A 19,535-nucleotide genomic window follows, 5' to 3' on the forward strand; every position below is an offset into this window, starting at 1 on the left:
CTCTCCTCCTACTCTTCATCAAGAATGACTGTTATATGACTCGTCCTCTTCAAAATCCTGGTAGCCCTGCCCATGGCCCTTGGCCTAATCCTTTTCCACGTTGGACCTTCATTGACCAATATATTCTTTACATACAGCCTGTCTACATCCATGGAGTAATTATTCTCTGCATTAGACAGGGCTGAATACATTACTTTATAAATTATTTTTGCAGCCTTCTTAGGCGTGAACTGCAAAATATTCAACGCCTTTTCCACTGGCATATTTTTTACATTTTTTGCTACCAGTCTGGCCTTTCTTGGAGATATCCGGACGAATTTTAGCGTAGCTTTTGCCTCCATAACTTACCTCTTATATTACTTTTTACCCTTGACCTTACTTTTCTTATCGCCAGCATGGCCATGAAATGTCCTAGTGGGCGCAAATTCGCCTAATTTATGCCCAACCATATTTTCAGTCACAAACACTGGGATAAATTTTTTCCCATTGTGAACAGCAAATGTTAAACCTACCATATCAGGGAGTATAGTGGATCTCCTGGACCAGGTCTTGATTACTGACCTATCATTGGTCTCTTTTGCCTTTTTAACCTTTTTTAGGAGATGGTCATCTATAAAAGGCCCCTTTTTTAATGATCTTGGCATAAGGTACCTCTCTGACTATTTTCTTCTTTTAACAATTAGTTTGTCTGAATATTTATTTCTTTTACGGGTTTTGTAACCCTTTGTTGGAACACCCCATGGAGTAACGGGATGCCTACCTCCAGACGTCTTACCTTCACCACCGCCATGAGGATGATCGATTGGGTTCATTGCCACACCACGCACTTTGGGCCGCTTATTTAAATATCTATTCCTTCCAGCCTTGCCAATCTTAATATTCTCATGATCTATATTACCAACTTGCCCTACAGTGGCAAAACATTTTGCCAAGACTTTCCTTATCTCCCCAGAAGGAAGCCTCAACATTACGTATTTTTCCTCTTTATCAATTATCTGTGCGTAAGTCCCTGCTGATCTACAGAGCTGCCCTCCTCTACCTGGATGGAGCTCAATATTGTGAACAATTGTACCATTGGGGATACTGTATAAGGGCATTGCGTTCCCCACTTTTATGTCAGCTTTTTTACTGGCAACTACCATGTCCCCTACGGACAAATCCTTTGGAGCTATGATATACCTTTTCTCCCCATCAACATAATAGAGTAGTGCGATCCTCGCAGACCTATTTGGATCATACTCTATAGCCGCTACTTTTGCTGGGACATCCAACTTGTTTCTCTTAAAATCTATAATCCTATAGCGACGCTTATGGCCTCCACCCCTTCTTCTACTTGTTATGCGCCCATAACAATTGCGTCCACTACTTTGCCTAAGACCAACTACTAACTTCTTCTCTGGCTCTGACTTTGTAATTTCTGAAAAATCTGAAACTGTCTGTCCTCTTCTACCTGGCGAAGTTGGCTTAAGTACTCTTATACCCATAGTTATACACCTTCAAAAAAGTCTATTTTTTCACCTGGCGCAAGTTGTACGTACGCCTTTTTATAGCCACTTAACTTTCCAACTACCCTTCCAAAACGTTTTTTAACCCTCGGCCTTTTATTAACTACCCTCACTTTGCTCACTTTCACCTTAAAGGCATTTTCTACAGCCTTCTTTATATCTATTTTATTGGCCTTTCTGTCTACAATAAATGCCACCTGATTACCTTGGTCTTTTAAAAAAGTCGTCTTTTCTGTGATTAAAGGCTTTATTAAAATTTTTGTGTAGTCCATGGCTATGCCAACCTTTTCTTAATATTTTCTACTGCTTCTGCTGTAACAACCAATGTATCATATTTTAAAAGATCATACACATTTATATCCTTGTCCAACAACAACTTAGTATCAGGCAAATTCCTTGCCGAAAGAAAGATGTTATTATCCTGTTTAGGTAAAACAATCAAGGCTTTTTTTACTTCAAGGGCTTTTTTTATCTTGACAAACATTTTTGTCTTGGGTTCGTCCACTTCTAGTTTGTCAACTATTATCAGTTTCTGCCCTTGGAGCTTTGAGCTCAAAGCCATTTTCATGGCAAGTCTCTTAACCTTTTTATTCACCTTAAAAGAATAATCCCTAGGCTTAGGTCCGTGGGCTACTGCACCACCCACCCAAAGAGGAGATCTAATTGTCCCAACTCTTGCCCTTCCTGTCCCTTTCTGCCTCCAAGGTTTCTTTCCACCACCCCTAATTGTTGACCTGGTCTTAACAGATGCAGTTCCCACACGCTTTGCAGCCAAGTGTGCCTTCACCACAAAATTCAGTATACCAGGTTTTACCTCCACATTGAATATAGTATCTGGAAGCTCAATTTCTCCCACTACTTTTTTTTCTTGATCATAAATATTTACCACTGTCATAATATCCACCTCAACTCTGCTTTCGGATGTAAACGATTGAATTCCTTGCACCTGGCACTTGGCCCTTTACTAAAATTAGACCATCTTCGTGCCTTACATCCAAAATTTCAATATTCTTATAGGTGTGTTGGACATTGCCCATATGTCCAGGCATCTTTTTGCCTTTAAATACCCTTGAAGGATCTGCACACTGTCCTATTGATCCAGGAGTCCTGTGAACCTTGTGGTGACCATGGGAATCTGGGGAACCTCCAAAATTCCACCTCTTCATAACACCAGCAAAACCACGTCCCTTGGACACTCCTGTTATTTTAACTTTCTCTCCAACGGAAAAGAGATCAACAGTGAGTTCTTGTCCAAGCTCATATCCCTCAAGACTCTCTACCCTAAACTCCTTCAAAAACCTGTAAAAACCTTTCCCAGCCTTCTGTTGATGCCCCTTTTGTGGTCTGTTGACCTTCTTTTCCTTAACCTGGTCAAAGCCAAGTTGAAGGGCCTTATAGCCATCCCTATCCTTTGTCTTTATCTGGATTATTGGACAAGGACCCACCTTTAGGACAGTGACTGGAACCTTTCTCCCGTCACGGGCAAATATCGTCGTCATACCGAGTTTTTTTCCTATTAAACCTAATCCCTTCATAAGTAACCCCTCTACAAAATTAGCCACATTAGAGCTTGATCTCTACGTCCACACCGGCTGGCAAGCTGAGCTTGCCAAGGGCATCTACAGTTTGCTGTGTAGGCTCTAAAATATCAAGCAACCTCTTGTGTATCCTGATCTCAAATTGTTCTCTAGATTTTTTGTTAACATGGACGGATCTGTTTACTGTTATCTTATGTATCCTAGTTGGCAGTGGAATGGGACCTGCAACAGCAGCACCGGTGTTTCTTGCGGACTCCACTATTTCCTGGACCGCCTTGTCCAGGATTCTGTAATCATAGGCCTTTAGTTTAATCCTAATCCTATCACTTTGCATATTCACCATGATCTCAACTCCTATTCAATTATCTCCGAGACTACACCTGCCCCAACAGTTCTTCCACCTTCTCTTATTGCAAACCTAAGTCCCTTCTCCATGGCTATAGGTGCTATCAACTCTACCTCAAACTGCGCATTGTCTCCTGGCATAACCATCTCCACTCCCTCTTCTAACTTGATCACTCCTGTTACATCTGTGGTCCTAAAATAAAACTGGGGCCTATAACCTGTAAAAAATGGCGTGTGACGGCCTCCCTCTTCCTTCTTCAATACATATACCTCTGCCTTAAACTTCGTATGCGGCGTTATACTACCTGGCTTCGCTACTACCTGTCCACGCTCTACTTCGTCCCTCTTTATCCCCCTCAACAGTATCCCTACATTGTCTCCTGCCTGACCCTGATCCAATGTCTTCCTGAACATCTCTACGCCTGTCACCACTGTCTTCTTCGTCTCGCCTAATCCTACTATCTCTACCTCATCTCCTACCTTCACTATCCCACGCTCTACCCTTCCTGTTACCACTGTGCCCCTTCCTGATATGGTAAATACATCCTCTATGGGCATCAAAAATGGCTTGTCTATCTCCCTAACTGGCTCAGGTATATACGAATCTACCGCCTCCATTAACTCAAATATGCACTTCGCTTCCTCACTGTCTGGATCGTCACTCTCCAACGCCTTCAATGCACTACCATGTATCACTGGTATGTCATCCCCTGGAAAATCATACTGACTAAGTAGCTCCCTCACCTCTAACTCCACTAACTCCAATAACTCCTCATCATCAACTAAATCTACCTTGTTCAAAAATACCACTATGCTGGGCACTCCTACCTGCCTGGCTAGCAATATGTGCTCCCTGGTCTGAGGCATTGGACCATCTGTAGCCGCTACCACCAATATGGCACCATCCATCTGCGCTGCACCTGTTATCATGTTCTTTATATAGTCCGCATGACCAGGACAATCCACATGAGCATAATGCCTATTGGGTGTCTCATACTCAACATGCGCTGTGGCTATGGTTATACCCCTCTCCTTCTCCTCTGGTGCCTTGTCTATCTCATCAAATGGTACATACTCAGCACTCCCATACTTCAAACTCAACTGCTTCGTTATCGCCGCCGTCAACGTCGTCTTACCATGATCTATGTGACCTATCGTCCCTATGTTTACATGTGGCTTCCGCCTCTCAAACTTCTCCTTCCCCATAACTACCCCCTGCTTCTTATAATTTCTTCTGCTACTGTTGTTGGTACCTTTTCATAATGATCAAATTGCATTGTAAAATTGGCCCTACCCTGAGTTAAGGTCCTTATTACTGTTGAATAGCCAAACATCTCCTTCAGAGGTACATAAGCTCTCACAATTTGGGTACCTAACCTGGATTCCATACCCAATATCTTTCCCCGCCTACTGTTTAAATCTCCCATAACCTCACCCACATATTCTTCTGGACAGAGAACTTCCACTAACATTATGGGTTCTAATATTACAGGCGAGGCCTTCAAACATGCGTCCTTTATTGCCATTGATCCAGCTACGTAAAAGGCCTGTTCAGATGAATCCACCTCGTGATATGACCCAAATACCAAATTGACCTTAAGGTCAATTGTAGGATAACCTGCCAGGACGCCACTGAGCAAGGCATCTTTAATGCCTTTATCCACAGCCGGTATATATTCTTTGGGTATTACTCCACCTACTATGGAATTTTGAAATATGTACCCTTCACCAGGCGCTGGCTCAACTTCAATAACCACGTGTCCATATTGTCCCCTACCACCAGTTTGCTTAACAAATTTAGCTTCACTCTTGGCTGGCTTAGTGATGGTCTCCCTGTAAGCCACCTTTGGCTGCCCCACATTGGCATCTACCTTAAATTCCCTGATCAATCTATCTACAATAATTTCTATATGGAGTTCACCCATTCCTGAAATAATTGTCTGCCCCGTTTCCTCGTCAGTCTTTACCTTAAAGGAAGGATCTTCTTTTGTCAGCTTGGCAAGTGCAGAAGACAAATTATCCCTATCTGACTTTGTCTTTGGCTCTATGGCCACATCTATTACTGGTTCTGGAAAATCAATGTTCTCAAGTACAACTGGGTCTTTGGGATCACACAGGGTATCGCCTGTGGCAACAGTTTTAAGGCCAACAGCAGCTACTATATCCCCTGCCCAAGCCTCTTTTATCTCCTCTCTCTTATTTGCGTGCATCTTAAGGAGCCTTCCAATTCGCTCCTTCTTCATATTTGTTGTATTTACAAGGCTCATTCCTGTTTCAATGTGGCCAGAATATATCCTCAAAAACGTCAAATGCCCAACATAGGGATCTGTCATCAATTTAAAGGCAAACGCCTTTAAGGGGGCATCATCTCTACATTCACAAATTACCTTTTCATCACTGTCTGGTCTAAGTCCCTCAGCTGGTGGTAAATCCACTGGTGAAGGCAAAAAGTCTATAATTCCGTCTAGTAGGGGTTGTATACCCTTATTCTTAAAGGCTGCCCCACAAAAAACAGGACATATCTTCAAATTTATTGTACTTTTCCGAATTGCCTCAGTTAACCTCTCAGTAGGTATTTCTTCTCCTGATAAATAAAACTCCAGCAACTCATCGTCTTCTTCTGCAACTGCCTCCACTAAGTGAGATCTCCAATATTCTGTTTCCTCCACTAACTCCTCAGGAATAGTCTCAGAATAAGTCTTCTTCCCTAGGGTCTGTTCATCAAAGTACAGGGCCTGACCGTGAATTAAATCTATGACCCCAATAAAATTTTCTTCTTTACCTATGGGTATCTGGATAGGCACAGGCTTGGCCTTGAGTCGTTCCCTTATCATGTCCACAACCCTAAAATAATCTGCCCCAACCCTATCCATCTTATTGACAAATGCAAGCCTTGGCACCCTATATTTATCTGCTTGTCTCCATACTGTCTCAGATTGTGGTTCAACACCACCAACCGCACAAAATACAGCTACTGCGCCGTCCAATACCCTTAAAGACCTTTCCACTTCCACAGTAAAGTCCACATGGCCCGGTGTATCAATTATGTTAATCCTATAACCTTTCCAAAAACAAGTTGTTGCAGCAGATGTTATGGTTATACCCCTTTCCTGTTCTTGGGCCATAAAGTCCATAATGGCTTCACCATCGTGAACTTCCCCTATTTTATGAGACACACCGGTATAAAAGAGGATACGCTCTGTAGTTGTAGTCTTCCCTGCATCGATGTGCGCCATAAAACCAATATTTCGCTGCTTCTCAATAGGTACTATCCTTCCCACATTTCACCTCAATAAAAAAATTTCAAAAACTGACCCTTAACTTACCACCTATAGTGAGCAAAGGCCTTGTTGGCTTCCGCCATTCTATGGGTATCTTCTTTCTTCTTTATTGCAATACCCCTATTATGATAAGCATCGGTAAGCTCTGCACTGAGCCTCCGTACCATACCTTTCTCTCCACGGCTCCTGGCCGCTCCAATCAACCACCTAATTGCCAAAATGAGCTGCCTGTGGGGAGTAACTTCCACTGGAACCTGATAAGTGGCCCCACCTACCCTTCTTGGCTTAACCTCAACCTCGGGTTTCACATTATTAAGAGCCTTCTCAAAGGCAGTCAAAGGCTCGTCTGATGTATTCTTTGCCAGCTCTTCCATTGCCTTATAAACTATCTTTTCAGCAACACTCTTTTTCCCATCCCTCATTACACCATTGATAAATTTGGCTACCAACTTACTCTTATACCTTGGGTCTGGCAAAATTTCTCTTTTAGGTACAGGTCCTTTACGAGGCATATCTTACATCTCCTTAAAAAACTATTTTGGTCTCTTTACACCATATTTAGACCTACTCTTTCTACGATCCTGAACTCCTGCAGCATCAAGAGCGCCACGAATAATTGTATAACGCACACCAGGAAGGTCTTTAACACGACCACCCCTAACCAACACAACAGAGTGTTCCTGCAGATTATGGCCTTCTCCTGGGATGTATGATGTAACTTCTATACCATTTGTTAGTCTTACCCTTGCCACTTTTCTAAGGGCAGAATTTGGCTTCTTTGGAGTTGTGGTGTAAACTCTAACACAAACCCCTCTCCTCTGGGGACATCCCTGCAGTGCCGCCCTCTTCTTTGAAGACTTAACCTTTTCACGCCCTTTCCTAATAAGTTGATTTATCGTGGGCATATACCGCCTCCTTCAAACTATTATATCAATAACAACCAACAAAAATATGTGTTCAAAAGATGTTTTACGTAGCCTATTTTTTATAAGCTGTCAATCAAAGAAATTCAAGGTTTAATAAATACTTAATACTCTTCCTCTTGACTCCACAATTCTTTTTTTAGTTCGTCTAGGAATAATTCGGGATTTTCTGGTTGTTCAGGTACTTCTATTTCAATATCTAGATATGATCTAAATCCCGTTCCTGCTGGAATCAATCTTCCAACAATTACGTTTTCTTTAAGTCCCCTTAAATAATCCACCTTTCCCTCTAAGGCAGCCTCTGTCAAAACCTTCGTGGTTTCCTGGAATGAAGCGGCTGAGATAAATGAATCTGTGGACAATGAGGCCTGTGTAATACCCAAAACCAGGGGCTCAGCAACTGCAGGCTTTAGTCCTTTTTCTACTGCCTTCATATTTTCTTCTAAAAACTTGTGTTTTTCTACATGTTCGCCAATTAGGAAGTTGGTATCGCCAGGATCAACAACATTTACTTTCTTAAGCATCTGACGGACAATTATCTCAATGTGTTTATCATTTATATTTACGCCCTGGTACTTATACACCTCTTGTATCTCATCAACCAGATATTTTGCCAAGTATTTTTCGCCCTTAATTTTTAGTAGGTCATGGAGTTCTGGAGACCCTTCCGTTAAAAAATCTCCAGCCTTCACATAATCGCCTTCCTGTACAAGTATGTGTCTTCCCTTTGGAACCAGGTACTCTTTGGAATCACCAGTCTCTGGAGTGACAATGATCCTACGTTTACCCTTGATATCTGGACCAAAGCTGACCACTCCATCAATTTCTGATATAATGGCCATTTCTTTTGGTTTTCTTACCTCAAAGAGTTCTGCTACCCGTGGAAGACCACCAACTATATCCTTAATTTTTGCAGTTTCCCTTGGTTTTCTCGCTATAATATCCCCAGCATATACCTTTTGACCTTCTTCAACCATTAGAATAGCACCAACTGGCAAATAAAATACCGCATCTAGTGAAGAGTTAGGCCTCTTCTTTACCTCACCCTCTTCATTTACAATAGATATACTTGGCCTATAATTGGTTGACCTATATTCCACAATTGTCTTAGTGGCCTTATTAGTGATTTCATCCACCTTTTCCTCGTAAGTCATTCCCTCTACAATATCACTGTAGTGAACTACACCGTCAACATCCACAATGAACGGCTCTTGGAAGGGATCCCACTCAGCAATTAACTGTCCTTTCTTTACATCGTCACCCATATTCACATGCAGCCTTGCCCCAATGGGAAGAGTATATCTCTCACGTTCTCTACCCTGTTCATCCACTATTCCAATTTGTCCGTTTCTGCCAATAACCAAGAGATATCCTTGCCTATTTTTAACCGTCCTCACACCATTAAAGGTAATCTTCCCAGAATAGCGAGCCACTATGGAAGACTGTTCTATCTCTTTAGACGCGGTTCCACCAATGTGAAAAGTACGCATGGTAAGCTGTGTTCCAGGCTCACCAATAGATTGTGCAGCTATAATACCAACGGCCTCTCCCACATTCACAAGGTGTCCCCTGGCCAGGTCCCTACCATAGCAATAAGCACATACACCCCTTTTGCTCTGACAGGTTAATACCGATCTTATAATTACAGAATTTATCCCTACCTCATCAATTAATCGAGCCTTTTGTTCATCTATCATGGTGTTTGCAGGGACCAATACCTCTCCTGTTTCTGGGTGGAGGATGTCCATAAGGGCTATCCTGCCGAGAATTCTGCTGTATAGCTTTTCCTGTACTTCTCCTGGTTTAACTTCCCTAGTAATTTCAATACCATCCACTGTTCCACAATCCAGTTCAGAAACTATGACATCTTGAACTACATCTACCAATCTCCTGGTTAGGTAACCAGAATTCGCAGTTTTAAGGGCTGTATCTGCAAGACCTTTTCTGGCACCATGTGTTGAGGTAAAGTACTCCAACACTGATAATCCCTCTCTGAACGAGGCAATAATTGGAGTTTCTATGATCTCACCAGAGGGTTTTGCCATAAGACCCCTCATACCAGCGAGCTGCCTCATCTGATCGGGGTTACCCCTTGATCCTGAATGGCTCATCATGTAGATTGGATTTAAACTGTCATTTTCCACTTCTTCGCCTGTTTTGGGATTTACCAAAATATCCTTGGAAATCTCCTCCATCATCATTTTGGCAACTTCGTTAGTGGCCTTAGTCCAAACATCAACAACTTTATTATATCTTTCTGTCCTGGTGATTATACCTTCTCTGTGCTGACTTAAAATCTCTTCAGCTTCACGCCTTGCTGTTTCAATTATCTCTTTTTTCTTTGAAGGTAGTTTAAGGTCCTTAACAGAAATAGTTACCCCTGCCCTAGTGGCGTATTCAAAGCCCAAATCTTTTAACCTATCACACAAAATCACTGTGGCCTTGGTACCAGCCCGATGGTATGCCTCAGCAACTAAACGGGCGATACTCTTTTTATTCATAACACAATTAACCAGATCAAAGGGCACCTCCTTTGGCAAGAGTTCTCCTATGAGGACCCTTCCTGCACATGTCTCAACCAACTTTCCATCCATTCTCACCTTTATCTTGGCGTGGATAGAAATAACACCAGCATCATATGCGGCAATTACCTCCTCAGGATCTGAAAAAACCTTACCCTCTCCAGGTTCAAAGGACCTGATAAGGGACATAAAATAGAGTCCCAAAACTATGTCCTGTGAAGGCAGGATAATGGGTTCACCATTTGCTGGGGACAAGATATTGTTGGTTGACATCAAGAGTACCCTGCACTCAATCCTCGCCTCAATGGATAGAGGAACGTGCACAGCCATTTGGTCACCATCAAAGTCTGCATTATAAGGGGTACATACAAGGGGATGTAGCTGTATTGCCTTACCTTCCACAAGCAATGGCTCGAATGCCTGAATTCCCAGCCTATGTAGTGTAGGAGCCCTGTTTAACAGGATAGGATATTCTTTAACAATCTCTTCCAGTACATCCCATACAACTACTTCTTCCCTTTCCACCATCCTCTTAGCACTTTTAATGGTCGAGGCATGACCCCTTTCTTCTAATTTCTGATAAATAAAGGGCTTAAACAGTTCCAAGGCCATTTTTTTTGGAAGACCGCATTGATGAAGCTTGAGCTTTGGACCAACAACAATTACTGATCTCCCTGAATAGTCAACCCTTTTTCCAAGTAAATTCTGCCTAAACCTCCCTTGCTTCCCCTTTATCATGTCACTCAGTGATTTTAAGGGACGTCCATTCGTACCTGTGATTGCCTTACCTCTTCGACCATTGTCTAAAAGCGCATCAACCGCTTCCTGAAGCATCCTTTTCTCATTTCTGATAATAATGTCAGGCGCCCCTAACTCTAACAATCTCTTTAACCTATTATTCCGGTTAATCACCCTTCTGTAGAGATCGTTTAAATCACTTGTAGCAAACCTACCCCCATCTAAAGGAACTAAGGGTCTTAGATCTGGAGGAATAACAGGCAGTGCTTCTAAAATCATCCATTCTGGCTTGTTTCCAGATTCTAAAAAGGCTTCAACTATCTTTAGTCTCTTAGTTATTTTCTTCTTCTTATTGACAGATTTTGTACTAAGCGTCTCTTGTTTTAATTCCTCTTTGAGCGTTTCTAGATCAATTTCCTCTAGAAGCTCTTTTATGGCCTCGGCTCCCATGCCCACACGACAGGCATCTTCTCCATATTTTTCCAGAACCTGAACATATTGGTCCTCTGTTAAAAGCTGTTTCTTTTTTAAAGAAGTCTCTTTTGGGTCTATAACCACATAAGACTCAAAATAGAGCACCTTTTCCACCTCTGCCATGGTCATATCCAACAGAACACCAATTTTAGATGGAACAGATTTTAAGTACCAAATGTGTGCAACAGGAGCAGCGAGTTCAATGTGGCCCATTCTCTCCCTTCTCACTTTAGAAGAAATAACTTCAACACCGCATTTCTCACATACAATCCCCCTGTGTTTCATCCTCTTGTATTTTCCACAATTACACTCATAGTCTTTTACAGGCCCAAAAATCTTTGCGCAAAAAAGTCCATCTCTTTCAGGTTTAAAAGTCCTATAATTTATGGTTTCAGGCTTTTTTACCTCTCCGTAAGACCATTCCCTTATCTTTTCCGGGGAGGCCATAGATATTTTTATTCCTATTAAATCCTGCGATGTTACCTGAACATCTGTGCCACTTTGCATTGTATATAACTCATCTAAAGACATAATTTTTTCTTCTCCTTGAAAAAAGTTTTATTTCAAGGGACTTAATAACTTTTATTTAGTCAACTATATCGGCTTTTTTCTTGAAACCCTGTTTTTTCCTTTTATCCACTAAGAGCTCAACATCAAGGGCCAGGGCCATGAGCTCTTTTACTAAAACATTAAATGACTCTGGCATAGCTGAAGTTAGATAATTTTCTCCACGAACAATATTCTCATACATCTTTACTCTGCCATGTACGTCATCGGACTTAACAGTTAAAAATTCCTGTAATAAATAGGCTGCCCCATAAGCCTCCAGGGCCCAAACCTCCATTTCACCAAGCCTTTGTCCTCCAAACTGGGCCTTCCCACCAAGGGGTTGCTGGGTTACCAGAGAATATGGACCTGTTGAGCGGGCGTGAATCTTTTCATCAACAAGGTGATGTAGTTTCATCATATACATATAACCCACAGTCACAGGACTATAAAAAGGCTCACCAGTCCTTCCATCGTATAGAACAACTTTACCGTCAGATGGAAGCCCTGCCCTTTTTAATAAATTCCATATTTCTTCTTCACTGGCACCATCAAAAACAGGGGTCTTGGCTTCTATACCCCGTTTAAAAGATTTTACCTCTTCTATAAACTCATCATCACTCATCTCGTCTATAATTGTATTAATCTCTTCTGAATCAAATACTGCCATTACTTCTTGTCTTAGTTTATCAATGTCAACTGCCTCTTTAGCCATTTCAGCCAGTTGTTCTCCCAGTTCCTTCAACCCCCAACCAAGGTGGGTCTCCATAATCTGCCCTATATTCATTCGAGAGGGAACACCAAGAGGATTTAGGACAATATCCACAGGTCTACCATCCTTAAAAAATGGCATGTCTTCTTCTGGCAAAATGCAGGAAACAACACCCTTGTTACCGTGCCTTCCGGCCATCTTATCTCCCACGCTGATTTTCCTCTTAATTGCAATATAGACCTTTACCATTTTTATAACACCAGGAGGCAGATCGTCGCCCTCAATAACTTTGGCACGCTTTTTCTCGTACACACCCTGAACAAATTCAATTTTTCTATTGTATTCCTTTAGTATCTCATCTACCTGCTCATTTACTTCTTTACTTCCAAAGGCACCCTTTAACTTCTTTAGAGGAATGGACTCAAATACAGACTTTTTTAAGGGTTTATTAGCCTCAGCCCATACCTTTCCCTTTTCCTGTTTAACTATGGTCTTAGATAGATTTTTACCCTTAATTATATTCCATAATTTTTCCCTAATAGCAGATGTTATTCCCTTTATGTGTAGTTGTTCCTTTCTATCTATCTCTTTTAACTCTTCAGCTTCGATCTGTTTACTCCTGTCATCCTTTTCAGTGGACCTTCTATTGAATACCTTGACATCTATTACTGTTCCTTCAATTCCTGGAGGCACTTTTAATGAGGTGTTTTTCACATCCCTTGCCTTGTCCCCAAAAATGGCCCTAAGTAATCTTTCTTCTGGTGTTAGCTGTGTTTCACCCTTTGGAGTAATCTTTCCAACAAGGATACTATCAGGTTTTACTTTTGCACCAATCCGAATGATACCACTTTCATCAAGATCTTTTAGCATGTCCTCACTTACATTTGGGATATCCCTGGTAATCTCCTCTGGTCCTAATTTTGTATCTCTAGCAACCACTTCAAATTCCTCAACATGGATAGATGTAAATACATCATCTTTTACGCACCTTTCAGACAGCAAGATGGCATCCTCAAAATTGTATCCACCCCAGGGCATAAAAGCCACTATCAAATTCTTTCCAAGGGCTAATTCTCCATCCTTAATACAAGGACCATCCACCAAAATCTGCCTCTTGGAGATTTTATCCCCAATCTTTACAATAGGAATTTGATTATAACAGCTGTTCTGATTTGATTTTTGAAATTTCTCTAAGTCATAAACTTTTACTCCACATGTTTCAGGGGCATAAGACTCATCATAGTATCTTACTATAATTTTTTGTGAATCCACATATTCTATAACTCCATCTCCTTCTGCTAACAGACAATTTCCTGAATCCTTGGCAACTGTTGATTCCATACCTGTACCAACCAATGGAGGCTCACTTATAAGCAATGGTACTGCCTGGCGTTGCATGTTTGATCCCATAAGTGCCCTGTTTGCGTCATCATGCTCCAAAAAAGGAATAAGTGCCGAAGATACAGAAACAATTTGCCGTGGAGATATATCCATTAATGTTACCCGTTTTTTATCAACTACAACAAATTCGCCTTGTTCCCTGGCTGGTACTTTGTCAGGGATAATGTTTCCCTCATCATCTATTAAATCTGTTGCCTGTGCTATTATCTCGTTCTCTTCTTCTTGGGCATCGAGATATACAATCTCATTAGTTACCTTTCCATCTACTACCTTGATATACGGAGTCTCTATAAATCCATATTTATTTACTTTTGCATAGGTGGTTAAAGAAACAATCAGGCCAATATTAGGGCCTTCAGGGGTCTCAATTGGGCAAATCCTTCCATAATGACTTGGGTGTACGTCTCTCACTTCAAATCCAGCACGTTCTCTAGTTAGACCACCTGGACCAAGTGCTGAAAGCCTCCTTTTATGTGTTACCTCAGACAATGGATTTGTCTGGTCCATAAATTGGGAGAGCTGAGATGTACCAAAAAACTCCTTGACCACTGCTATAACTGGCTTGGGATTGATGAGATCATGGGGCATTAAGGTTGCCACTTCTTGTTGACTCATTCTCTCCTTAATAGCCCTTTCCATGCGGACCAACCCAATCCTAAACTGATTTTCTACTAACTCACCTACCGGTCTAACCCTTCTATTTCCAAGATGATCTATATCATCTGCTGGTCCATGGGTATCCTTTAATCGAATTAACTTCTTTACTGTTAGGAGAATATCTTCATTGGTGAGCACCCTTAAATCCATTGGCAGGTTGTGACCCAACCTTTTATTTAATTTATAACGACCAACTATTGATAAATCATAATAATCAGGATTTGAAAAAATGTTATCAAAAAAAGTCTTTGCCACATCAGGAGTGGGAGGAGAGCTCGGTCTTAGACGTCTGTAAATTTCCACTTGTGCGCTTTGCTGGTCAGTTGTTTTATCGATCTCCAAAGTCTTCAAGATGGAATCTGATATATCAACACCTTTTGTGTGAAAAACTTTAAGCAGATATTCACCCTTGTCAGATAATAGATCTATAAGTTCATGACTAATCTTATCACCTACACAGGTTAAAACCTCTCCTGTATCTTGATCAACAATATCCTGGGCAACATATTCCTCTTCAAGACTATGTGGATCTACTTCCAGCCACTGAACGCCCTTATTAACCATCACCGCCCACATGGCTTTATTTAATTCACTACCCTTATGAAATAGGATGTTCCCCTCTTTGTCATACACATCAGCAAATAACCTCTCCCTTCTAAAAAACTCCCTTTTTACTTGCCTGTATACCTTGTCTCCTAAAATTTTATATTGTTCAGTATCATAAAAGTAATTTAATATCTCCTCTTTGGTTAAACCCATTGCCTTAAAGAGAATAGTGGCTGGCATCTTTCTGCGCCTATCGATACGCACATAAAGTATATCCTTGTGATCAAACTCAAAGTCCAGCCATGAACCTCGCATGGGGATTATCCTGGCATTGTAGAGTACTTTTTTGCTTGAGTGAGTTTTGCCACTGTCATGATCAAACAAAATACCTGGAGAACGCTGCAACTGATTTACTACTACACGCTCAGTCCCATTTATAATAAATGTGGCCCTGTCTGTCATAAGGGGGAGGGTTCCAAAGTAGATATCCTGCTCTTTGATATCACGAATAGACCTAGTTTCAGTTTCTTCGTCAACGTCATACACAATGAGTCTCACCTTGAGTCTGATGGGCGCTTCATAGGTTAAACCCTTTATTAAACACTCAGTCACATCATATTTGGGTTCTCCGATTTCATAACTAACGTATTCCAAGCGCGCTGTTTTGTAAAAATCTTCTATGGGAAATACAGATCTAAAAGCTGCCTCAAGTCCTACATCCTCCCGTCTACTTGCGGGGGGTAAGTCCTTTTGCAAAAAATCCTTGTAAGATTCCTTTTGAAGTTGTAAAAGATATGGCGTATCTAAAACTTCCTTTATCCTTCCAAACTTCTTTATAAGTCTTCCCATAATTTCACCTTAAATTTTTGAATTGGACTTTTTTATACACTTTGATAAAATTTTTTTAGTTAAGCTTTGCAACACACGGAGACCAGAACCGAACTCGGTTTGGAATGAAAACCACCTGGTGGGAAATCAAAAAGGGCAGCTTGGCCCCTGATCTAAAACCTAGCTGCCCCTTTATATTCTTCTGTTATTTAAGCTCTACAGTAGCACCAGCTTCCTCGAGCTGTTTCTTAGCTTCTTCTGCTTCTTCTTTGGATACCCCTTCTTTTATTACTGATGGCACCTCATCTACCTTGGCCTTAGCTTCTTTGAGACCTAAACCAGTTAATGCCCTAATGGCCTTGATCACTGCAATCTTATTGCCACCAATCTCCTTTAGTACTACGTCAAATTCTGTCTTTTCTTCTTCTTGGGCTCCGCCTGCTTCTCCTCCGGGAGCTGCAACCCCGGCTACTGCTGCAACTGGAGTAGCTGAAACTCCAAATTTTTCTTCAAGCTCCTTTATGAAGTCGGCCAATTCCAACACTGTCATGTTTGAAATAAATTCAATTACTTGTTCCTTTGTAATTTCTGACATCTGATCCTCCTTAAAATATTTTTGGCTTTGGCTTAATTAACCTTCTTTCTGGTCTTTTATGCCTTGTAAGGCATATAAAAGTCCCCTTATTAAATTGGCAAACAGACATACAAAATTAGTTGGCACAGCATTCAATGTACACAACATCTGAGAAAGCAATTCTTCTTTGGAGGCAAGCTTTGATAACTGTTCAATTTTTGCCTCATCGAGCAATTGTCCTTCAAAAGCACCAAATTTAATTTTAAAATCCTTCTTTTTCTTTTTATATTCCCCAAGTACCTTTGCAGCAACAACTGGATCGTCATACCCAAATGCGAAGGCGCAATTCTCTTTAAGCTGATCACCCAAGATTTCAAATTCACTTCCCTTTAAGGCTATCTTGGCAAGGGTATTCTTTACAACTTGAAACTCCACACCCTTTTCCCTGAGCATTCCCCGGAGTGTCTCCATCTCTTCAACTGTAAGTCCTTTAAAATCTGTCACAAGAATGATATTTGCCTTTGTGACCCTCTCCTTTATTCTCTGAATTAACTCAGCCTTTTCTTGACGTGTCTTACTCACATCCACCTCCCCATGTATAGAGCCAAAGCCGGTCTCGGCAGGCAATTAAGGCTCACTGGCCACCTGCTGTCTTTGACTCTTATAATTTTTATTCAATATAACTAGTTATCTTAGTTGGTTCTATTTTTATCCCAGGTCCCATAGTTGTGGATATTGCCATACCTAGAAAATATGCCCCTTTTACAGTCTGGGGTTTTGCTTTATTAATACTGTCTAACAAGGCCTGGATATTCTCCTTTAGTTTCTCAAGTCCAAAGGATACTTTACCAACCGGGGCATGGACAATACCTGCCTTGTCAACCTTATATTCAACCATTCCTTTTTTGAGCTCAGATATTGCCTTTCCTATATCAAAAGTGACAGTTCCTGTCTTTGCATTGGGCATGAGCCCTCTTGGGCCCAATATCCTACCCACCTTCCCAACCTGAGACATCATATCAGGGGTTGCAACTGCCTTATCAAATTCAAGCCATCCTTCCTGAATCTTCTGAACTAAATCTTCTGCTCCCACAAAGTCAGCACCTGCTTCTTGCGCTTCCTGTTGCTTCTCACCTTTACAAAAGGCCACAACCTTTATCTCCTTACCAAGACCGTGGGGTAATGCAATCCCTCCTCTGACCATTTGATCTGAATATTTAGGATTAACGCCCAGCCTTACAGCAACGTCAACTGTCTCATCAAAAGACGCATAGGCTATATCTATGGCAAGCTTAATTGCTTCATCTAACTCGTATTTCCTATCCCCTACTTTTTTCTTTGCTTCTAAATATTTTTTTCCTCTTTTTGCCATAACTAAACTCCACTATTTAACAACTTCTATACCCATAGAACGGGCGGTTCCCATTATTGTCCTCACAGCAGCATCAAGGTCACTACAATTTAGATCCGGCATTTTGATTTTGGCTATTTCTTCCACTTGCTGCATTGTAACCTTACCAACAATATCTTTCTTTGGTTCGCTAGATCCTTTATCTACCTTAGCTGCCTTCTTTAGCAAAACAGATGCAGGTGGAGTTTTAGTGATAAATGTAAAGGACCTGTCTTGATACACCGTAATAACAACTGGTATAATCATGCCCTTTTGATCAGAGGTCTTTGCATTAAAGGCCTTACAAAATTCCATAATATTTACCCCGTGCTGACCTAAAGCAGGCCCCACAGGTGGCGACGGATTAGCGGATCCAGCAGGAATCTGCAACTTGATTTTTGCTATCTCTTTCTTTGCCATAACATCCTTCCTTCACTTCTGGATTTATCCTCGCACCAGAGGGTGTATATCCTAAGGTGCTAATTACTGTGTCTTTGATACCTGGACAAAGTCCAGTTCCACCGGGGTAGACCTTCCAAAGATTGAAACAGTTACCTTTAGTGTGCCCTTGTCTTGATTTACTTCTTCTACATATCCATCAAAATTTGCAAATGGCCCATCTATTACTAGTACCCTGTCACCTGGGTGAAAATCATATTTAGGTCTTGGCTGTTCCTGTCTTTGCTCTATTAACCTAAGCAGTGCCTCTGCTTCAGAGTCCTTTAAGGGTACAGGTCGGGTCCTATGACCAATAAAACCAGTTACCCTGGGAATTTGTCTCACCATGTGCCAGGACTCATCAGTCAAAATCATCTTTACCAAGACATAACCAGGATAAAATTTTCTGGTTGTAGTCTTTTTCTGCCCCTTCACCATCTCAATTACCTTTTCAGTAGGAACAACCACATCTTCAATATAACCCTTTGCCTTACCCTTTTTTATCATCTCTTGTATGGTCTTCTCTACCTTGTACTCACAACCAGACAGGGTCTGTACTATGTACCACTTGGCTTGTTGCTTTTTTTCTTCCATAGTCTCTACTTTAAATAATCAGGCCTTTAGGATAAAATGACTTGAATTATCTTAGATAGGAGAATGTCAACTATTCCAAGATACACTGAAACTATCAAGACCAAAACCAAGACAGAAGTACAGGTGGCCACAGTTTGCTTTTGTGAAGGATATGCCACCTTCTTCATCTCCACCTTGGATTCTTCAAAAAACTCCTTAAACCTTTCAATGGGATTTTTCTGACCGTTTACTGACTTTTTTTTATTTTTTTTCATAGGTACACACAAAAAAATTGGCAGGCCAGGAGGGATTCGAACCCCCAACCCTCGGATTTGGAGTCCGATGCTCTGCCAATTCGAGCTACTGGCCTGCACTTAAAATTTATTATTTTGATTCCTTATGCACTACATGCTTACCACACTTTGGACAAAACTTCCTCAACTCTAATTTAGTTGTGTTCCTTTTATTCTTGGTAGTCGAATAGTTCTTTGACTTACACTCTGTGCAACGAAGCTGTATTTTAACCCTCATGTTATTACTCCAA

The 19,535-nt window shown here is 41.2% G+C and carries 20 protein-coding genes and 1 tRNA gene; all 21 read right to left on the reverse strand.

Annotated elements, in window-relative coordinates; genetic code table 11:
- Positions 1 to 8: 8 nt before the first annotated feature.
- The 21 genes from rplV to rpmG all read right to left on the reverse strand — a co-directional run bounded on the left by rplV (position 9) and on the right by rpmG (position 19,522).
- Positions 9 to 341: a 50S ribosomal protein L22 gene (rplV, locus tag ACYQ0O_RS10780; RefSeq protein ID WP_459892923.1), complete on the reverse strand. Its 333-nt coding sequence runs from the start codon at positions 339 to 341 to the stop codon at positions 9 to 11.
- A gap of 15 nt (positions 342 to 356) precedes the next feature.
- A complete protein-coding gene (gene rpsS / locus ACYQ0O_RS10785; RefSeq protein WP_459892925.1) occupies positions 357 to 644 on the reverse strand; it encodes a 30S ribosomal protein S19 in 288 nt (95 codons plus the stop codon).
- Between the two features lie 15 nt (positions 645 to 659).
- Positions 660 to 1,484 carry a 50S ribosomal protein L2 gene (gene rplB, locus ACYQ0O_RS10790; RefSeq protein ID WP_459892927.1) on the reverse strand — a complete coding sequence of 275 codons (825 nt, stop codon included), beginning with the start codon at positions 1,482 to 1,484 and terminating at the stop codon, positions 660 to 662.
- 2 nt (positions 1,485 to 1,486) lie between these two features.
- Positions 1,487 to 1,777: a 50S ribosomal protein L23 gene (rplW, locus tag ACYQ0O_RS10795; protein ID WP_459892929.1), complete on the reverse strand. Its 291-nt coding sequence runs from the start codon at positions 1,775 to 1,777 to the stop codon at positions 1,487 to 1,489.
- A gap of 2 nt (positions 1,778 to 1,779) precedes the next feature.
- Positions 1,780 to 2,400, reverse strand: coding sequence for a 50S ribosomal protein L4 (gene rplD, locus ACYQ0O_RS10800; protein ID WP_459892931.1), 621 nt, complete (start codon positions 2,398 to 2,400; stop codon positions 1,780 to 1,782).
- Positions 2,401 to 2,410: 10 nt separating this feature from the next.
- Positions 2,411 to 3,040, reverse strand: a complete 630-nt coding sequence (rplC, locus tag ACYQ0O_RS10805; RefSeq protein ID WP_459892933.1) for a 50S ribosomal protein L3 — start codon at positions 3,038 to 3,040, stop codon at positions 2,411 to 2,413.
- Positions 3,041 to 3,068: 28 nt separating this feature from the next.
- Complete coding sequence (gene rpsJ / locus ACYQ0O_RS10810; protein ID WP_459892935.1) at positions 3,069 to 3,386, reverse strand: 30S ribosomal protein S10; 318 nt, start codon at positions 3,384 to 3,386, stop codon at positions 3,069 to 3,071.
- A gap of 11 nt (positions 3,387 to 3,397) precedes the next feature.
- The gene (gene tuf / locus ACYQ0O_RS10815; RefSeq protein ID WP_459892937.1) at positions 3,398 to 4,594 is read right to left on the reverse strand and encodes an elongation factor Tu; all 1,197 of its coding nucleotides are present in this window, start codon (positions 4,592 to 4,594) and stop codon (positions 3,398 to 3,400) included.
- A 2-nt stretch (positions 4,595 to 4,596) separates the two neighbouring features.
- The gene (gene fusA, locus ACYQ0O_RS10820) at positions 4,597 to 6,669 is read right to left on the reverse strand and encodes an elongation factor G (RefSeq protein WP_459892939.1); all 2,073 of its coding nucleotides are present in this window, start codon (positions 6,667 to 6,669) and stop codon (positions 4,597 to 4,599) included.
- Between the two features lie 41 nt (positions 6,670 to 6,710).
- Positions 6,711 to 7,181, reverse strand: coding sequence for a 30S ribosomal protein S7 (rpsG, locus tag ACYQ0O_RS10825; RefSeq protein ID WP_459892941.1), 471 nt, complete (start codon positions 7,179 to 7,181; stop codon positions 6,711 to 6,713).
- Positions 7,182 to 7,202: 21 nt separating this feature from the next.
- A complete protein-coding gene (gene rpsL / locus ACYQ0O_RS10830) occupies positions 7,203 to 7,574 on the reverse strand; it encodes a 30S ribosomal protein S12 (protein ID WP_075069997.1) in 372 nt (123 codons plus the stop codon).
- Positions 7,575 to 7,696: 122 nt separating this feature from the next.
- Positions 7,697 to 11,857 (reverse strand): DNA-directed RNA polymerase subunit beta', encoded by a 4,161-nt coding sequence (rpoC, locus tag ACYQ0O_RS10835; protein ID WP_459892944.1) that lies wholly within the window; start codon positions 11,855 to 11,857, stop codon positions 7,697 to 7,699.
- Between the two features lie 55 nt (positions 11,858 to 11,912).
- A complete protein-coding gene (rpoB, locus tag ACYQ0O_RS10840; RefSeq protein ID WP_459892946.1) occupies positions 11,913 to 16,037 on the reverse strand; it encodes a DNA-directed RNA polymerase subunit beta in 4,125 nt (1,374 codons plus the stop codon).
- Positions 16,038 to 16,221: 184 nt separating this feature from the next.
- On the reverse strand, positions 16,222 to 16,611 hold the full coding sequence (gene rplL / locus ACYQ0O_RS10845) for a 50S ribosomal protein L7/L12 (protein ID WP_459892948.1): 390 nt from the start codon (positions 16,609 to 16,611) through the stop codon (positions 16,222 to 16,224).
- 36 nt (positions 16,612 to 16,647) lie between these two features.
- Positions 16,648 to 17,172, reverse strand: coding sequence for a 50S ribosomal protein L10 (rplJ, locus tag ACYQ0O_RS10850; protein WP_075069999.1), 525 nt, complete (start codon positions 17,170 to 17,172; stop codon positions 16,648 to 16,650).
- 88 nt (positions 17,173 to 17,260) lie between these two features.
- The gene (rplA, locus tag ACYQ0O_RS10855) at positions 17,261 to 17,962 is read right to left on the reverse strand and encodes a 50S ribosomal protein L1 (RefSeq protein WP_459892950.1); all 702 of its coding nucleotides are present in this window, start codon (positions 17,960 to 17,962) and stop codon (positions 17,261 to 17,263) included.
- 12 nt (positions 17,963 to 17,974) lie between these two features.
- A complete protein-coding gene (gene rplK / locus ACYQ0O_RS10860; RefSeq protein WP_075069996.1) occupies positions 17,975 to 18,400 on the reverse strand; it encodes a 50S ribosomal protein L11 in 426 nt (141 codons plus the stop codon).
- 63 nt (positions 18,401 to 18,463) lie between these two features.
- Positions 18,464 to 19,012, reverse strand: a complete 549-nt coding sequence (nusG, locus tag ACYQ0O_RS10865) for a transcription termination/antitermination protein NusG (protein WP_459892953.1) — start codon at positions 19,010 to 19,012, stop codon at positions 18,464 to 18,466.
- Positions 19,013 to 19,038: 26 nt separating this feature from the next.
- Positions 19,039 to 19,266 carry a preprotein translocase subunit SecE gene (gene secE, locus ACYQ0O_RS10870; RefSeq protein ID WP_459892955.1) on the reverse strand — a complete coding sequence of 76 codons (228 nt, stop codon included), beginning with the start codon at positions 19,264 to 19,266 and terminating at the stop codon, positions 19,039 to 19,041.
- An 18-nt stretch (positions 19,267 to 19,284) separates the two neighbouring features.
- Positions 19,285 to 19,361 (reverse strand) — tRNA-Trp (locus tag ACYQ0O_RS10875).
- Between the two features lie 14 nt (positions 19,362 to 19,375).
- On the reverse strand, positions 19,376 to 19,522 hold the full coding sequence (gene rpmG / locus ACYQ0O_RS10880) for a 50S ribosomal protein L33 (protein WP_075069998.1): 147 nt from the start codon (positions 19,520 to 19,522) through the stop codon (positions 19,376 to 19,378).
- Positions 19,523 to 19,535 lie beyond the last annotated feature (13 nt).

The organism is Desulfothermus okinawensis JCM 13304 (genome assembly GCF_054654515.1).